We start from the raw sequence: 15418 nt of genomic DNA, 5'->3' as shown, positions 1-15418 counted from the left end.
CAATGACGAAGCAGACGAATCACAAGAATTCCGACGAGCTCAACGCCGTCGAGCTGGAGATCGCCCGCAATCGACTGGCGTCCATCGCGGAAGAGGTGGGCACCGCTTTGATCCGCACCTCCTACTCGCCGAACATCAAAGACCGCCGCGACTGCTCGGCCGGCATCTACGCCCCGGACGGCGAGCTCCTCGCCCAAGCCGAGCACATCCCCCTGCACCTGGGGCTGATGCCCACGGTCATCCGCAACGCGCTCGCCGAATACGGCGCCGAGAACTTGCGCCCCGGCGACGTGCTGATGACCAACAACCCCTACCTGGGCGGGCCGCACCTGCCGGACATCTGCGTGATCACGCCCGTGTTCCGGGGAGAAGAGCTGGTCGCGGTGGTGGCGAACATCGCCCACCACGTCGACGTCGGCGGCATGACGCCCGGCTCCATGGCCGGCCACTCGCAGGAAATTTTCCAGGAGGGCGTGCGCATCCCCACCATGCGCCTGTACGCCGAAGGCGAATTACAACGCGAGGTGCTGGCGCTGCTGATGATGAACATCCGCACCGCCGATAAAACCCGCGGCGACCTCATGGCGCAGGTCGCGGCGAACCGGCTGGGGGAGCGACGCCTGTTGGAGCTTCTCGACGAATGGGGGACCGACGGCTACGCCCGCGCCGGCCGCTCGCTGATTTCGTATGCGGAACGACGTACCCGCGCCGCCATCGCCGAACTCCCCGACGGCGCCGGCACCTTCACCGACTACCTCGAGCACAACGGCGTCGAGGAAGAGAAGATCCCGATCACCGCGACCGTCACCGTCGACGGCGAGGAATTACACATCGACCTGACCGAGACCGCCGACCAGGTCGCCGGCGCCGTCAACTGCTCCTTCGCCGTCTCCGAGGCGTGCGTGGCGTACGTGATCAAGACGCTGACCGACCCGACGTTGCCGTCGAACGCGGGGCTGATGGCGCCGATCACCGTGAAGACCCGGCCGGGCAGCCTGGTGCACGTGCAGTTCCCGGGGGCGGTGGCACACGGCAACATCCAGACTTCTCAGCGCATCGTCGACGCCATTTACGGGGCCTTCGAAAAATTCACCGACGGCGTCGTCCCGGCGGCTTCCTCCGGCTCCATGAGCATGGTCACCGTCGGCGGCGTCGACCCACGTGACGGAACCTATTACTCGTACGTGGAAACCTACGGCGGCGGGCAGGGCGCCGCGGCGAGCGGCCCCGGCGCCTCCGCCACGCACACCCACATGACGAACACGCGCAACACCCCATGCGAGGTCATCGAACGCGAATACCCGCTGCGTGTCGACGCCTATGAAATCGCCCGCGGCACCGGCGGCGAGGGACGCCACCGCGGCGGCGACGCCCTCCTCCGGCGGCTGACGCTGACCCGCGGGCAGGCCGCCGTCGTCGCCGGCACCTCGCGGGTGACCACCGCCCCGTGGGGACTGGACGGCGGCCACGACGGCGCCCCCGCCCGCGTCCTCCGGCGCGGGGCCGACGGCGTCGAGGAGGAACGGGCGTCGATGAGCCACTTCACCCTGGGCGAAGGCGACAGCGTGTCTATCCAGACCGCGGGCGGCGGCGGGTACGGCTCGGCCGGAAACTAGGTTTCGGGCCGGTCGAAACCGACGATCAGCCACACGATCAGCAACAGCGTGCCCGGAAACCCGATGCCCAGCGGCCAGAAGTAGACGGCCCCGGCAGAGACGGACAACACCGCCAGCACCGTGACGTTGAGGAGGAACGCCGCGGCCCAGAAGATGAGGAAACCCGTCAGGATGCGGCGGGCGCGCGGGTTGCGGGTCGGGCGGGCGCCCCGGCGGCGCGGGCTCCGGGGAGGGGCAGGGCCCGTCGTCGGCGGGCGAACGGGCTCGCCCCGTTCGGCACGAGTGAGGGCGGCCTCGGCGAGGGCGTCGAAGTCCTCCGTGTCGATTTCGCCGCGCCCGACCGCCTCTTGTAGTTCTGCGAGGTAGCGGCGGATATCGGGGTCATCCGCGGGGGCCATCAGAAGCGCTGCGGTTCCTCGCCTAGGAGGAACACGCGGCCGGACACTTCCCGCGGGGTGATCTCCACGAAGTTGTACTTCAGCGACGGCGTCCACGGCTTCAAGGGCAGGTCCTCCGCGGCCAACACCTCGGAATGGGACGTCAGGATGCGGGCCTCGCCCTTGACGATGACCGACCAGGCGGAGCTTTCATCCAGGTCGGCGTCGTCGGCCTCAAAGAGGACGTCCTTGTGGAAGGCGAGGTTGAAGAGCTTCGTTCCCTCCGCGGTGCGGAAGAAGATCTTGCCGTCGTGGACGGTGTAGTTCAACGGGAACAGCTCGATGTCTTCCCCGCTGCGCACGACCAGGCGGCCGAGCGTCTTGGTGGACAGCCGCTCGAGGGCGGCCTCGGTGGACAGGGACTCGGTGTAATCGTTGTGGGTGCTCATGGCTCCATTATCTCATTAATCGCTCTAAGTTATGGAGACTTCGGACACGTTTCTAGGACGGGTCCGGGCGTCGCACCCCGAGCAACAACGCTCCGCCTACGAGCAGCACCAGGCCGATGCCGATGATCCCCGCCCGGTCGTCGCCGAACACGCCCACGAACCAGCCGAACATCAACGGGGTCAGCCAGCTCACGGCCCGGCCCGTGGTGACATACAGGCCGAAGAGCTGCCCGTCCCGGCCCGCGGGGCTGATCCGGGACAAGAAGCTGCGCGACGCGGATTGCGCCGGGCCGACGAACAGGCACAGGATCAGCCCGAAGATCCAGAACATCGCCGGCCCGTCGACGACGAAGAGAGCGACGGCCGTGGCGACCATCGCTGTCAACGAGAACACGATCACCGGCTTGGGTCCGACTTTGTCGTCGAACCATCCGCCGGCCAGGGCACCGAGCGCGCTGAACACGTTCGCCGCCACGCCGAAGAGCAGCACGTCGCCGGCGTCGAGCCCGTAGACGCTGACCGCCAGGATCGCCCCGAAGGTGAACACCCCGGCCAGGCCGTCGCGATAGACGGCGGAGGACAACAGGAAAAACACCGAGTTCCGGTCCACGCGCCACAACGTGCGGACATCCCGGATCAACGTGCGGTAAGAGTCGAGGAACCCGGTCCGGGCCTGTCCGCTGGGCGCGATCTCCGGCACCCGAAAGAGCACGGGCAGGGCGAAGACGAAAAACCAGACTGCGGCGAACAACGCGACCAGGCGGATGTTCAGTCCCCCGGCCACCGGCAGATTCAGCGCGCCCCGGGTCTCTCCCTCCCCGGCGACGAAACCGACGTAGCAGGCCAGCAACAACACGATGCCGCCGAAATACCCCATGGCCCAGCCGAACCCGGAGACCTTACCCACGGTGTCCCGCGTCGAGATCTGCTTGAGCATGGCGAAGTAGTTGACCTCGGCGAATTCAAAAGTCACCGACGCGGCCGCCAGAATGCCGATGCCCAACCAGAAATACACCTGGTCGTCGTTTCTGATCAACGCCAGCAGCGCCATCAACGCCACCGTGACACCGGTCCACACCCCCACGGAACGGCGGCGGGCGCCGCGGACGTCGGCACGCTGTCCCATCACGGGGGCGATCAGCGCGATGGCCAAGCCCGCGGCGCCCATCGCCCAGCCGTACCACTGCGCCGGGGTGGCGGAGATCTCCACGCCGAGGACGGTGACGGAGTCGTCGAGGTTCTGACCGACGGAATCCGTCAGATAGACGGAGAAGATGAAGGTGATCAGCACCGCATTGAGCGCGGCGGAACCCCAGTCCCACAATCCCCAGGACACCACGGTGCCCCGGTCGGTGCGCTGCGCGCTTGTCCCGGAAGAAGCGGTGGTCATGCGCTCACAGTAGCCGGGGCGGAGGCGCCTCGCTGGACGTTCGCCGGCTAGGGGCCCTCAGCGGCGCGGGCTGCCCGGTCGGCGCGGCGCGCAGCCGCCAGGAGGATCCCGATTTCGAGCGCCATGCCGGCCCCTGCCGCCGCCATGCCCCACATGCCGCCGAGGAGCGTCTGCGCGATGATCGCGGCGGCGACGGCGCCGGCGGCCACCCAGCCTGTGCGGTTGACCAGGGGAAGAGCGGCCGTGTGGGCCGCCCGCCACGCTTTGTCGGAGGCTTGTGTGCGGTGGGTCAGTATGCCCGCCCCGCCACCCCGCGGCAGGCGCCCGGCGGCCGCGCCCCGGGTGACGGAGATACTCACCACCGCGATGAGCGCCACGGAAAACAACAGGGTCACGGGACCTGCGAGAGCCGACTCCATGCGTCCCAGCATGCCACGGCCACCCAGTGAAAATGCCCCGCCTGCAGGCGGGGCATTCGCAGGGGTGCGTGGGGCTAGCGGCGGGTGCGGGCGCGACGCTCCGCCGGAGCGTCGTTGCGCGACATGTCCTCCTTCGCCCCGTAAAGGGCTTCACGCCGAGACACGCGGCCCAGGCGCTGTGCGGTGACCGGGCTGGTCATCAACGCGAAAAGGATGAGCAAGACCAAGATGCCGAGGTCGCCGCGCTCGGCGACCGAGAAATCCTCGGAACCGACGATCCGGATGATCGTGCCGGTGACCACCAACAACAGACCGGTCGTCTGTGGTTTGGTGATCGCGTGGATGCCGGACATGGTGTCCTTGAAACGGGTGACGCCGACGGCGGCGGAGAAGACGAAGATCGAGCCGGCCAGGATGAAGACCAGCGAAATGACGTCTGCGATGAGTATCCAGTTCATTAGTTACCGTCCCTCTTGCGGAAGCGCGCGACCGAGATCGAGGAGATGAACCCGAGCAAGGCGATGACCAACATGGCGTTGGCGATGGTGGTGTCCAGCGTCCAGCAGATGTAGACGGCCAAGGCGCACTGGAGCATCGCGATGAACCCGTCGAGGCCGATCATCCGGTCCAGCGAGTTCGGGCCCACCAGGATGCGGAAGGTCATGATGAGAAACCCCAGCGCGAGGAAAACCGCCGCCACCAGGAGAAACGAGGTATAGAGTGTGTCGTTCACGTCAGACTCCTTCGAAAATCTTGATCATGCGGCGTTCCAGGTCGAGCACGTTCTGGATTTCGCGTTCGATGTCGTCTTCGTCGTCGGCGTCGAGGACGTGAATGGTCCAGATGCGGTTCGCGATGTCGATGTCGGAGACTGAACCGCCCGGCTGCAGGTTATAGGCGCAGGTGGCGAAGTATAGGACGAACTCGTTGGACACGCGCATGGGGACTTTGAGGATGGCGGTCTTCGGCGGCGCGGCGGGCCGCAGCGCCAACCAGGAGACCTTCACCGACGCGAAGGCCAGGTCCTTGAGCCAGATGCCGATGAAGGCCAGCAGACGCAGCCAGCTGACGTTGACGCCGCGGGTGGGCATCGCCGGCAGCGGCAGGGCGAAGATGACCAGCAGGCCGATGAGCAGTCCGCCGACGAGGTTGGGCCAGTTGAACTCGCCCATCATCAGGCACCACAGCACCACGATCCAGATCAGGTACATGGGGTGGAAGCGGGCAGTGAATTTTTGCCAGAGCATTAGCGGTCCTCCTCGTTGCCCGACGTGGACTCGGACATCAGGTGCTCGCGTTCGTCGAGACGGTCGGAGCCGTCGTCGAGACGTTCCTGGTCGATCGTGCGACCCGGGTCGTCCTCCCAGTTTTCGCCGAGCACCGCGGTGCGGTACACGTTCGCGTCTTGGGCGCTTTCGGCGGCGCGGGAGGTGATGCTGGAGATCGGCCCGGCCAGGACGGTGATGGACACGCTCGCCAGGATCAGCGTCGTGGTGGAGGCGACCATGCCGAAGGGCAGCCTGCCCACGTCCTTGCGGTCCTTGATGTTGACTTCATCGGTGACGTCGGCCAACGGCGCCGGACGCGCAGTGGCGATTTCGCCTTCGGGGGCGTCCTTGCGGTCGCGCCAGAACGCCTTCGACCAGACCAGCACCATCACGTACAGGGTCAGCAGGGAGGTGATCACGGCGCCGGCGACGAGCACCCACGCCAACCAGGCGCCCTTTTCTGCGGCGGCCTCGAGCAGGATGATCTTGCCGATGAAGCCGGAGAACGGCGGGATGCCGCCGAGGTTGATCGCCGGGATGAAGTACAGCACCGCGATGAGCGGGGCGGTGTACATCAATGAGCCGAGGCGGCGCAGCGAGGTGGTGCCGGCCTGGCGCTCAATGAGGCCGACGACCAGGAAGAGGGCGGTCTGCACCAGGATGTGGTGCACGGCGTAGAAGATCGCGCCGGACAGCCCCATCGCGGATCCCAGCCCAATGCCCATGATCATGTAGCCGATGTGGCTGACCAGGGTAAACGACAGCAATCGTTTGATGTCGTTTTGCGCCATGGCGCCGAGGATGCCCACGATCATGGTCACTAACCCCACCCATAAGAAGAGGTCGTCGAAGATGCCGTCGGTGAACACGGCGGTGCGCATCCGGATGATGGCGTAGACGCCGACTTTGGTCAGCAGGCCCGCGAAGATCGCGGTGACCAGCGACGGTGCGGTGGGATAGGCGTCCGGGAGCCATGCGTCCAGCGGGACGACCGCGGCCTTGATGCCGAAGGCGACGAGCAGGGTGCCGAAGATCGCGGCGCGGGTGCCGACGGGAACGTCTTCCATGCGTTCACCGATCTGGGCCATGTTGACGGTGCCCACGGAGGCGTAGACCATCGCCAAGGCGAAGAGGAAGATCATCGAGGAGATCATCGAGACCACCACGTAGCCGATGCCGGCGCGCACGCGGGAAGGCGAGCCGCCCAGGGTGAGCAGCACGTAGGAGGCCACCAGGAAGATCTCGAAGCCGACGTACAAGTTGAAGAGGTCGCCGGCCAGGAAGGACAGGTTCACGCCCATGCTCAGCAACATGTAGGAGGGCAGGAACACGGCCACCGGCTCGTCCTTGCCGCCGTCGCGCACGCCTTGGGCGATGGCGTACCACATGACGCAGAGCAGGACGACGGAAGAGACGAACAGCATCGTCGTCGACAGGCGGTCGGCGACCAGGGTGATGCCGATGGGGGCGTCCCAGCCACCGATCTGGACGGTCTGGATGCCTTCCAAGTCGGTGATGACGATCATCAACAGGCTGAGCACGGAAAGCAGGGTCAGCGAGCCGAGCGCCACGAAGCGCTGGGCTCCCGGGGTGCGGCCCAACAGCAGCGCGAGCGCCGCGGCGAGAGCCGGCAACAACACCGCCGTCGGGATCATGTACGGCATGTAGGGGATGAGGGCGTCGGTGAGCGACTGCAAGAAATCAATCATCCTGGGCTCCCTTCACCGGCTCCTCGAAGGACTTCGGGCCGAAGGAGTCGCCTTCGCTGGTCATGCGCCCGGTTTCCGGGTCGTCGGAGGCGTCGTGGTCCGGCGCCGCGGCAGCGGAAATGGGGCGCGCCGCGATGGCCTGGTCTTCCTCGTCGTCCTCCACGACGTCGACCGTGCGGTAACGGTATTGGCGGTAGATCAGGGCGAGGATGAACGCGGTCAGCGACATGGCGATGACGATCGCGGTCAGGATCATGGCCTGGGCCAGCGGGTCGGCGACCTGGCCCTCCCCGTATATCTCGCTGTCGCGGAACATCACCGGCGGGGAACCGGCGGGGCCGCCGGCCTGCAGGATGAGGAGGTTGGCGCCGTTTCCGATGAGCAGGATGCCCAACAAAATTCGGGTGAGCACGCGGTCAGTGACCAGGTAGACGCCGGCGGCGATCATTGTGCCCGACGCGAGTAAGAGGAAGAGATTCGCTTCCATTTACTGCTCCTCCTTTCCGTGGTTGTCGTCGTCGCGCGCCGCGTCTTCGGCGGCCGCGATCCTGGACTTGGTGGCGGTCGAGGAGCCGGCGACTCCGCCGGCGCCACGGGGGCTGGAGGCCATCGGGCCTTCGGTCACGCCCTGGGACTGGCGGCGCTGTTCGGCGGCGCGCTGCAGCGAGCGGGCGCGGTCGCGGGCGCGCTGCTTGCGCACCTCCTCCTCGAGGTCGAGCTGTCCGCCCATGGAGTCGAGGACGTGTTTGATCAGGCCGACGACGATGAGGTAGACGCCGACGTCGAAGAGCAGCACAGACGGCACATGCACGTCGCCGACGAGCGGGAGGGCGATGTCCCAGCTGTAGGACGTCAACGGCGGGGCGCCGAAGAACATCGGCGCGAAAGCCGCGATCAGGGAGGCGATCAGGCCGGTGCCCAGGATCTTGCCCGCGTCGATGGGCAGGGCCTCCTCGAGTTCGGCGCGGCCGCCCGCGATGTAGCGCAGGGTGAAGGCCAACGCGGCGACCAGGCCACCGGCGAAACCGCCGCCCGGGGCGTTGTGGCCCGTGAAGAAGAAGTACAGGGACAGCACGATCATCGTCGGGAAGAGCAGGCGCGTGACCACGTCCACCATCATGGAGCGGTTCTGCGCCTTTTCCCCTTCGACGCCGGAGGCCAGCCAGCGGCGGCCGCGGACGCTCAGCGTCGGGCGCCGCGAGCCGCGGGTGAAGGAGCGGGTGCGGTAGATCAGGGACGCCACGCCGGTGGCGGCGATGACCAGCACGGAAATTTCGCCGAAGGTGTCCCAGGCACGGATGTCGACGAGGATGACGTTGACCGCGTTGGCGCCGTGGCTGACCTCGTAGGCCAGATCCGGCATGTAGGACGAGATCGGGGACTCGGTGCGGGCGTTCATCGCGAACATTGCGACGACGCTGACGGTCAGCCCGACGGCGATCGCCAGCCACGCGCGCAGGCGCCGGTTCTTGGCGGTCTGGGACTTGTCGACCTCCGCCGGGAGCTTGCGCAGCACCAGCATGAACAGCACCATGATGACCGTTTCGATCAGGGTCTGGGTCAGCGCCAGGTCAGGGGCGCCCTGCAGGGCGAAGAGCATCGCCAGCGCGTAACCGGTCACGCCCACGAGAATCACGCCGGACAGGCGGTTCGTGGTGATCGTGGCCGCGATGGCGGCGAGAACGATGATGACGGAGGCGATCGCCTGGCCGGGCGAATCCCACAGCACCATGCGGACGTCGTTGCGCTCGCCCAGGAACAGGGCGATGCCGGGCAGCAGGATGAGGACCGAGAAAATGATCCCCAGGTTGCCGCCGAGGGAGCCGCGCTGGGTGGAGGCGGTCAGACGCAGCGAGATGTTGCGGAAGAAGGTCAGCACCAGGTCGTAGCCGTGGTCGGCGGAACCCAGCGCGGGTTTCTCGAACTGCGCCTTGGCCACCACGTCGCGTTGCCAGAACATCACGACGCCGGCGACGATGATGATCGCGGTGAGCAGCAGCGGGAGCGTGAACCCGTGCCACAGCGCGAGGTAGGTGTCCTCCGCGCCGGCGGGCAGCGGGGTGACGTTGTCCAGGTGCGTGCCGATGGCGTGGTCGAGTGGGTGGGTCCAGAAACCGAAGACGACGGTCAGCAGGTTCAGCACAGCCGGGGCCAGCCACAGGGCGGGGCCGATGGGGTGCATCTTGTCCACGGCCTCCGAGGTGCCGCCGCCGGTGGGGTGCGTCGCCGGCTTGGTGGCGAACGCCCCGTAGAGGAAGCGCAACGCGTAGGCCATCGTCAGGATGGAGCCGACGACGAGGCCGACCAGCATGAGGTTGCGCGGCATGCCCGCCAGCATCGGCTCTTCGAGGACGGCGCCCAGCGCGGCCTCCTTGGCCACGAAGCCCCACAGCGGCGGGACGCCGGCCATGGACAGTGCGCCGACCCAGCCGAGGACGGCGACCCAGGGAGCCTTCTTGCCCAGGCCGGAAATCTCGTTGACGTCGCGGGTGCCCAGGGTGTGGTCGATGGCGCCGACGATCATGAACAGGGCCGCCTTGAACAGCGAATGGCTGAACGTCAGCGCCAGGCCGGCCATCAGCGCCTCGCGGGAGCCGATGGAGATCACCGACATGATGAAGCCCAGCTGCGACACGGTGCCGTAGGCCAGGATCAGCTTCAGGTCCTTCTGTTTCAACGCCATCCAGCCGCCGAGCAGCATGGTGAAGATGCCCAGCGACACGACGATCAGGTGCCAGCCCTCCACGACGTGGAAATCCGGCGCGAGGCGGGCCACCAGGTAGATGCCCGCCTTGACCATCGCCGCGGAGTGCAGGTACGCGGACACCGGGGTCGGCGCGGCCATGGCCCCGGGCAGCCAGAAGTGGGCCGGGACGATCGCGGACTTGGACAGCGCGCCCGCCAGGATCAGGATGACCGCCGGCAGAATGTACGGGGTGTCCGCCAGCTGCTCGATGCCGCTGATCTCGGACAGGGTCCAGACGCCGGTCTGCTGGCCGAACAAGATGATGCCGACGAGCATGGCCAGGCCACCCAGGGTGGTGACCATGAGTGCCTGACCGGCGGCGTGCCGGGACGAGGCGCGTTCGCCGTAGTAGCCGACGAGCAGGAAGGACAGCACCGACGTGATTTCCCAGAACACGTACATCAGCAGGAAATTGTCGGAGATGACCAGGCCGTACATGGCCGCGGCGAAGGCGACCATTTCGCCGCCGAACTTCATCAACCGCGGCGGGTTAGAGTCGAAATACCCCCAGCAGTAGAGGAGCACGAGGGCGCCTACGCCGAGAATGATCAGGCTGAACAGCGCCGCGAGTGAATCCAGGCGGAAATCAAGGTTAAGGTGCGCGGCGGGTACCCACTCCACGGAGGCGTCGAGTGAGCCCCCGTCGGCGAAAGCGCCGGTGAGAAAGAGGCTGAGGACCCAGAAGAATCCAGCCGCAGGTACCAAGGCCAATAGCGCAAATCCGGCGCGCCCCAGGTACCGAATGGCAACCGGTGCGAGGAGCGCCGCCAGGGTGAGGATAAGAAGCAGAATAAGCACGTATCCGTAACTCCCCTATTAGCGTCGATGTGGCAGGGTCAATGAGCCGGTTGCCCATGTCGACGCCAAAACCATGCGTGCGCCTTCTGCCTCCCGTCATCGGAGTCTCACGACGGCGGAAGGGCGGAGAAACACCCAGAATCGTAGGCGGCGTCATCAGCGGCGCGGCCAACGAAAGCCAGTCTAGCGATTGCTGACACGCCATGGGAATCCGATCTAACTGCACCTTATATATAGGCGCTGCTATGCGCCCGCGGCGGCACCCCTTGGCGAGCGACATCACACCCGTGGGGTGGGGCCGGCCACTTAACCGTGGATGCGGTGGGCAGCCGCAGACATGGCGGAGGCGATGGAGGCCTGCGGCGTGGCGCCGAAGCCGAAGGCCCACTTGGCGCGCTCGTGGTGATGCGGGTGGTGCGCCAAGATGAAGGTCGCGGTGGCCTCATGCAGCTCGACTTGACGGAAAGTGAGGATCTCCAGGCCGCGCCCGGCCCGCGACAGCAACTGGGTGCAGGCGGAGACGGGGCCGGTGGCGACGATCTCGTGGGCCCCGCCGCGGCCGGAGGAGGCGTGATCGGTGAGCTCTGCGCGAAAACGGAAGCGACCGCCACGCAGCGACTCGGCTCCCGTCAGCTGCAAACGCAAGGACGGCGTGGGGGAGAGCAGGGAGCTGAAGGTGAGCCAGTCCGCGAATTCTAATGCCAAGGCAGGCAGGTCTTTGCGCAGCGGCAGCGGAAGTCGATGCCCCGGGCCGAAACGCCCCTCGAGCGGATCGAGGGCACGGGTCTGGGTGGAAAGGGTGCGCTGAAGGGAGGGGGAAGGAGTGAACATTCTCGGTCGGTCCTTTGATCTACGTGATGAGGTGCGTGAGGGGACCGACCTCGTGGCTGGTGGCTCTAACGACTACTCCCCCGTGCGCGGGGGTCAGTCCCTATGCCGCGCCGGGGTGCGTAGCCACCAGTACTCGTGCCTGCAGGCCGAGGAGAACGTTCGTGATCATGCGCCCGACTATAGCGCGGGTCACACCGACGGGCAAAGGCGCGGCGGGAAATCGCTTATCGACGGCCGTAGTGCAGCAGGAACGCCGCTTCCGCGGCGGCGACCCGTTCGATCTCGGTGGGGTCGACGGACTCGTTGGGGGAGTGGATCGCCGCCTGTGGCTCCTCGACGCCGAACAGTGCGATCTCCGCGTTCGGGTAGGCCGACTGCAGGGCGGAGGTCAGCGGGATGGACCCGCCGGAACCGACCTCGGCCAGTTCGTCGGCGCCGTAGGCCTCGGTCAGGCACTCACCCAGCAGGGCGATGGCGGGCTGGGAGGTGTCGGTGGCGAAGGCGTCGTTGACGTCGGCGATCTCCACCTCGACGTGTGCTCCCCACGGGGTGTGCGCCTTGATGTGGGCGGCGAGCTTGTCAGCGGTGTCGGCGGCGTCCATGCCGTGGGGCACGCGCAGGTTGATCTGCGCGCTGGCGGTGGCGGGCACCGCGTTGACCGCCTCGGCGACCGGGGTGGAGGTGAAGCCGGTGACCGTCACGGCCGGCCGCGCCCACACGAGGTCGGCGGGGGCGTCACCGCCGCCGAGCAGGGCGACGCCGTCGAGGACGCCGGCGTCGGCGCGGAAGGTTTCCGCATCATAGGGGGCGCCGCCCCAGGAGCCGGGGGCGTCCACGCCGTCGATGACGGTGCGGCCGGCGTCGTCACGCAGGCTGTCCAGGGCGCGGGTCAGCGCGGCGACCGCGTCCGGCGCGGCCCCGCCGAACATGCCGGAGTGCAGGGCGCCGGTCAGCGTGTTCACGGTGACGGTCACCTGCGCACCGCCGCGCAGGCCGGTGGTCAGGGTGGGCACGCCGACGGCGGCGTTGCCGGTGTCGGCGATGAGGATGACGTCGGCGGCGAAAAGCTCCGGACGCCGCGCCAGCAGGTCGTCCAGGCCTGCACCGCCGTTTTCCTCGGACCCTTCGACCAGGACGATGAGGTTTAAGTCGGTGCCGCCGGCCTTGTCGACGGCACGCAGCGCCGCCAGGTGCATCGCGAGGTTGCCCTTGCAGTCCGCGGCGCCGCGGGCGTACCAGCGGCCGTCGTGCTCGGTGAGGGTGAACGGGTCGGCGGACCAGGCGGCGTGGTCGCCGGCGGGGACGACGTCGTAGTGGCTGTAGAGCAGGACGGTCGGCGCTTCCGCGGCGCCGTCACGGCGGCCGATGACCGTGCGTGATCCGTCGGAGGAGTCGATGGCCTCGACGGTGAGGCCGTGTTTTGTCAGTGCGTCTTGGACCCAGTCGGCGGCGGCATGCGTCTGGTCGACGAGGGCGGGGTCGCCGTGGACGGAATTGAAGCTGACGAGTTCGGACAGTTCAGTGAAGATGCGCTCGCGGTCTCCCGCGACGTCGGTGACAAGGGTAGAAATGTTGATGTCGGTCATGCCCCATAACTTACTCGGGCGCTCTGACGGATAATCTTGCACTCGGCGGAGGGGAGTGCTAAAAAAGGGGTTAGCACTCTGAAGTTGAGAGTGCCAGAATTTGAGAGCCGAGTGGGATGAAGGCTGGGTCACACTCCCCAGCCCTGCCGTCGCGGGCGCCTGCTTGGGTTCGACGTGAGTGTCGTCGCCGATAAACACCAAACGAGGAGAACTACACCACCATGGCAAAAATCATCGCCTTTGATGAGGAAGCTCGCCGCGGACTCGAAAGCGGCCTGAACACTCTGGCCGACGCGGTCAAGGTCACCCTAGGCCCGAAGGGCCGCAACGTCGTCCTGGAGAAGTCCTGGGGCGCCCCGACCATCACCAACGACGGCGTCTCCATCGCCAAGGAGATCGAGCTCGAGGACCCGTACGAGAAGATCGGCGCCGAGCTGGTCAAGGAAGTAGCCAAGAAGACCGACGACGTCGCAGGTGACGGCACCACCACCGCCACCGTCCTGGCTCAGGCACTGGTCTCCGAGGGACTGCGCAACGTCGCCGCTGGCTCCAACCCGATGGGCATCAAGCGCGGCATCGAGGCCGCCGTCGAGAAGGTCTCCGCCGAGATCCTCTCCACCGCCAAGGACATCGAGACCGAGGAGCAGGTCGCCCAGACCGCCGGCATCTCCGCCGCCGACTCCGAAATCGGCAAGCAGATCGCCCGCGCCATGTACGCCGTCGGCAACGGCGCCGTGAACAAGGACTCCGTCATCACCGTCGAGGAGTCCAACACCTTCGGCGTCGAGCTCGAGGTCACCGAGGGCATGCGCTTCGACAAGGGCTACATCTCCGGCTACTTCGCCACCGACGTCGAGCGCCAGGAGGCCGTCCTGGAAGACCCGTACATCCTGCTGGTCTCCTCCAAGATCTCCAACGTCAAGGACCTCCTGCCGGTTCTGGAGCAGGTCATGCAGTCCGGCAAGCCGCTGCTGATCATCGCCGAGGACCTCGAGGGCGAGGCACTGTCCACCCTGGTCGTCAACAAGATCCGCGGCACCTTTAAGTCCGTCGCCGTCAAGGCCCCGGGCTTCGGCGACCGCCGCAAGGCGCAGCTGCAGGACATGGCCATCCTCACCGGCGGCCAGGTCATCGACGAAGAGGTCGGCCTCTCCCTGGAGACCGCAGACCTGTCCCTGCTGGGCCAGGCCCGCAAGGTCGTCGTCACCAAGGACGAGACCACCATCGTCCAGGGTGCCGGCACCTCCGAGCAGATCGACGGCCGCGTCAAGCAGATCCGCGCCGAGATCGAGGCCTCCGACTCCGACTACGACCGCGAGAAGCTGCAGGAGCGCCTGGCTAAGCTGGCCGGCGGCGTCGCCGTCCTCAAGGTCGGCGCAGCCACCGAGGTCGAGCTCAAGGAGCGCAAGCACCGCATCGAGGACGCCGTGCGCAACGCCAAGGCAGCCGTCGACGAGGGAATCGTCGCCGGCGGCGGCGTCGCCCTGCTGCAGGCGGCCAACGTCCTGGAGAACGACCTGGACCTGACCGGCGACGAGGCCACCGGCGTGCGCATCGTCCGCGCCGCCCTGTCCGCCCCGCTGAAGCAGATCGCCTCCAACGCTGGCCTGGAGGCCGGGGTCGTGGCCGACAAGGTCAAGAACCTGCCGGTCGGCGAAGGCCTGAACGCTGCCACCGGCGAGTACGTCGACATGATGGCCGCGGGCATCAACGACCCGGCCAAGGTCACCCGCTCCGCGCTGACCAACGCCGCGTCCATCGCCGCGCTGTTCCTGACGACTGAGGCTGTCGTCGCCGACAAGCCGCAGCCGGCAGGCGCCGCGCCGGGCGCCGACGAGATGGCTGGCATGGGCATGTAAGTCGCCCGCCCCGGTTGACGCTCACGCGTCCACTGACCGCCCGCCGCCCGCCGTACGAGTCGTACGGCGGGCGGCGGGCGGTGTGCTGTCTGCGGCTAAGTGTGTTTTTACCCCCGAAAAGGGTGGGTTTGGCGGGATCGTCACGCCCGCTCGAATGGTGTGCTCTTTAATGGAAATGAAGGAAAGGTAAGCCTAAGTTAACTTTGCGTTAACCGGGCGCGTGGCGTTTCCGCAGGTGGACGCTTATCCGCCTGATTGTTTTGCAGGCAAATATTAATAAAAGGTGCTCTGCGCTGGCGCGATGTCCGAAAAAACTTTCCGGAAAAAGCCGCACACCACAACAATTGTGTGCCAGAATGACTCCCTGTGA

14 protein-coding genes are annotated in these 15418 nt (G+C 67.0%); 2 read left to right on the top strand and 12 right to left on the bottom strand.

The window, feature by feature from the left end; translation table 11 throughout:
* The first annotated feature begins 2 nt into the window (after positions 1-2).
* Positions 3-1616, top strand: coding sequence for a hydantoinase B/oxoprolinase family protein (locus B841_RS11595; protein ID WP_020935683.1), 1614 nt, complete (start codon positions 3-5; stop codon positions 1614-1616).
* Here B841_RS11595 and B841_RS13925 read toward each other — a convergent pair.
* The 12 genes from B841_RS13925 to B841_RS11535 all read right to left on the bottom strand — a co-directional run bounded on the left by B841_RS13925 (position 1613) and on the right by B841_RS11535 (position 13189).
* A complete protein-coding gene (locus tag B841_RS13925; protein ID WP_020935682.1) occupies positions 1613-2014 on the bottom strand; it encodes a gas vesicle protein GvpG in 402 nt (133 codons plus the stop codon). The genes B841_RS11595 and B841_RS13925 overlap by 4 nt on opposite strands.
* Complete coding sequence (locus B841_RS11585; RefSeq protein ID WP_020935681.1) at positions 2014-2442, bottom strand: pyridoxamine 5'-phosphate oxidase family protein; 429 nt, start codon at positions 2440-2442, stop codon at positions 2014-2016. Before B841_RS11585 ends, B841_RS13925 begins: the two co-directional genes overlap by 1 nt.
* 52 nt (positions 2443-2494) lie before the next feature.
* Positions 2495-3832 (bottom strand): MFS transporter, encoded by a 1338-nt coding sequence (locus B841_RS11580; protein WP_020935680.1) that lies wholly within the window; start codon positions 3830-3832, stop codon positions 2495-2497.
* 47 nt (positions 3833-3879) lie between these two features.
* On the bottom strand, positions 3880-4263 hold the full coding sequence (locus B841_RS11575) for a hypothetical protein (protein ID WP_245561047.1): 384 nt from the start codon (positions 4261-4263) through the stop codon (positions 3880-3882).
* Between the two features lie 62 nt (positions 4264-4325).
* Positions 4326-4709 (bottom strand): monovalent cation/H(+) antiporter subunit G, encoded by a 384-nt coding sequence (locus B841_RS11570; RefSeq protein ID WP_020935678.1) that lies wholly within the window; start codon positions 4707-4709, stop codon positions 4326-4328.
* A complete protein-coding gene (locus B841_RS11565) occupies positions 4709-4984 on the bottom strand; it encodes a monovalent cation/H+ antiporter complex subunit F (RefSeq protein WP_020935677.1) in 276 nt (91 codons plus the stop codon). The genes B841_RS11570 and B841_RS11565 overlap by 1 nt, the downstream gene beginning before the upstream one ends.
* Position 4985: 1 nt before the next feature.
* Positions 4986-5498 (bottom strand): Na+/H+ antiporter subunit E, encoded by a 513-nt coding sequence (locus B841_RS11560; RefSeq protein WP_020935676.1) that lies wholly within the window; start codon positions 5496-5498, stop codon positions 4986-4988.
* Positions 5498-7228 carry a Na+/H+ antiporter subunit D gene (locus B841_RS11555; protein ID WP_020935675.1) on the bottom strand — a complete coding sequence of 577 codons (1731 nt, stop codon included), beginning with the start codon at positions 7226-7228 and terminating at the stop codon, positions 5498-5500. Before B841_RS11555 ends, B841_RS11560 begins: the two co-directional genes overlap by 1 nt.
* Complete coding sequence (locus B841_RS11550) at positions 7221-7715, bottom strand: Na(+)/H(+) antiporter subunit C (RefSeq protein ID WP_020935674.1); 495 nt, start codon at positions 7713-7715, stop codon at positions 7221-7223. The genes B841_RS11555 and B841_RS11550 overlap by 8 nt, the downstream gene beginning before the upstream one ends.
* Positions 7716-10772 carry a Na+/H+ antiporter subunit A gene (locus tag B841_RS11545; RefSeq protein ID WP_041631891.1) on the bottom strand — a complete coding sequence of 1019 codons (3057 nt, stop codon included), beginning with the start codon at positions 10770-10772 and terminating at the stop codon, positions 7716-7718.
* Between the two features lie 306 nt (positions 10773-11078).
* The gene (locus B841_RS11540; RefSeq protein ID WP_020935672.1) at positions 11079-11603 is read right to left on the bottom strand and encodes a hypothetical protein; all 525 of its coding nucleotides are present in this window, start codon (positions 11601-11603) and stop codon (positions 11079-11081) included.
* Positions 11604-11827: 224 nt separating this feature from the next.
* On the bottom strand, positions 11828-13189 hold the full coding sequence (locus tag B841_RS11535; RefSeq protein WP_020935671.1) for a dipeptidase: 1362 nt from the start codon (positions 13187-13189) through the stop codon (positions 11828-11830).
* A 221-nt stretch (positions 13190-13410) separates the two neighbouring features.
* On the opposite strand from B841_RS11535, the gene groL reads away from it, so the two are divergent.
* Positions 13411-15048 (top strand): chaperonin GroEL, encoded by a 1638-nt coding sequence (gene groL, locus B841_RS11530; RefSeq protein ID WP_020935670.1) that lies wholly within the window; start codon positions 13411-13413, stop codon positions 15046-15048.
* The last annotated feature ends 370 nt before the right edge of the window (positions 15049-15418 follow it).

The sequence above is a fragment of the Corynebacterium maris DSM 45190 genome (genome assembly GCF_000442645.1).
GTDB lineage: Bacteria > Actinomycetota > Actinomycetes > Mycobacteriales > Mycobacteriaceae > Corynebacterium > Corynebacterium maris.
This window is presented reverse-complemented; position numbering and strand designations above follow the sequence as displayed.

Coding starts and splice junctions, on each gene's coding strand:
- B841_RS11535 (WP_020935671.1), bottom strand. CDS start 13,189: ATGACCGACATCAACATTTCTACCCTTGTCACCGACGTCGCGGGAGAC.
- B841_RS13925 (WP_020935682.1), bottom strand. CDS start 2,014: ATGGCCCCCGCGGATGACCCCGATATCCGCCGCTACCTCGCAGAACTA.
- groL (WP_020935670.1), top strand. CDS start 13,411: ATGGCAAAAATCATCGCCTTTGATGAGGAAGCTCGCCGCGGACTCGAA.
- B841_RS11585 (WP_020935681.1), bottom strand. CDS start 2,442: ATGAGCACCCACAACGATTACACCGAGTCCCTGTCCACCGAGGCCGCC.
- B841_RS11540 (WP_020935672.1), bottom strand. CDS start 11,603: ATGTTCACTCCTTCCCCCTCCCTTCAGCGCACCCTTTCCACCCAGACC.
- B841_RS11570 (WP_020935678.1), bottom strand. CDS start 4,709: ATGAACTGGATACTCATCGCAGACGTCATTTCGCTGGTCTTCATCCTG.
- B841_RS11575 (WP_245561047.1), bottom strand. CDS start 4,263: ATGCTGGGACGCATGGAGTCGGCTCTCGCAGGTCCCGTGACCCTGTTG.
- B841_RS11555 (WP_020935675.1), bottom strand. CDS start 7,228: ATGATTGATTTCTTGCAGTCGCTCACCGACGCCCTCATCCCCTACATG.
- B841_RS11595 (WP_020935683.1), top strand. CDS start 3: ATGACGAAGCAGACGAATCACAAGAATTCCGACGAGCTCAACGCCGTC.
- B841_RS11580 (WP_020935680.1), bottom strand. CDS start 3,832: ATGACCACCGCTTCTTCCGGGACAAGCGCGCAGCGCACCGACCGGGGC.
- B841_RS11560 (WP_020935676.1), bottom strand. CDS start 5,498: ATGCTCTGGCAAAAATTCACTGCCCGCTTCCACCCCATGTACCTGATC.
- B841_RS11550 (WP_020935674.1), bottom strand. CDS start 7,715: ATGGAAGCGAATCTCTTCCTCTTACTCGCGTCGGGCACAATGATCGCC.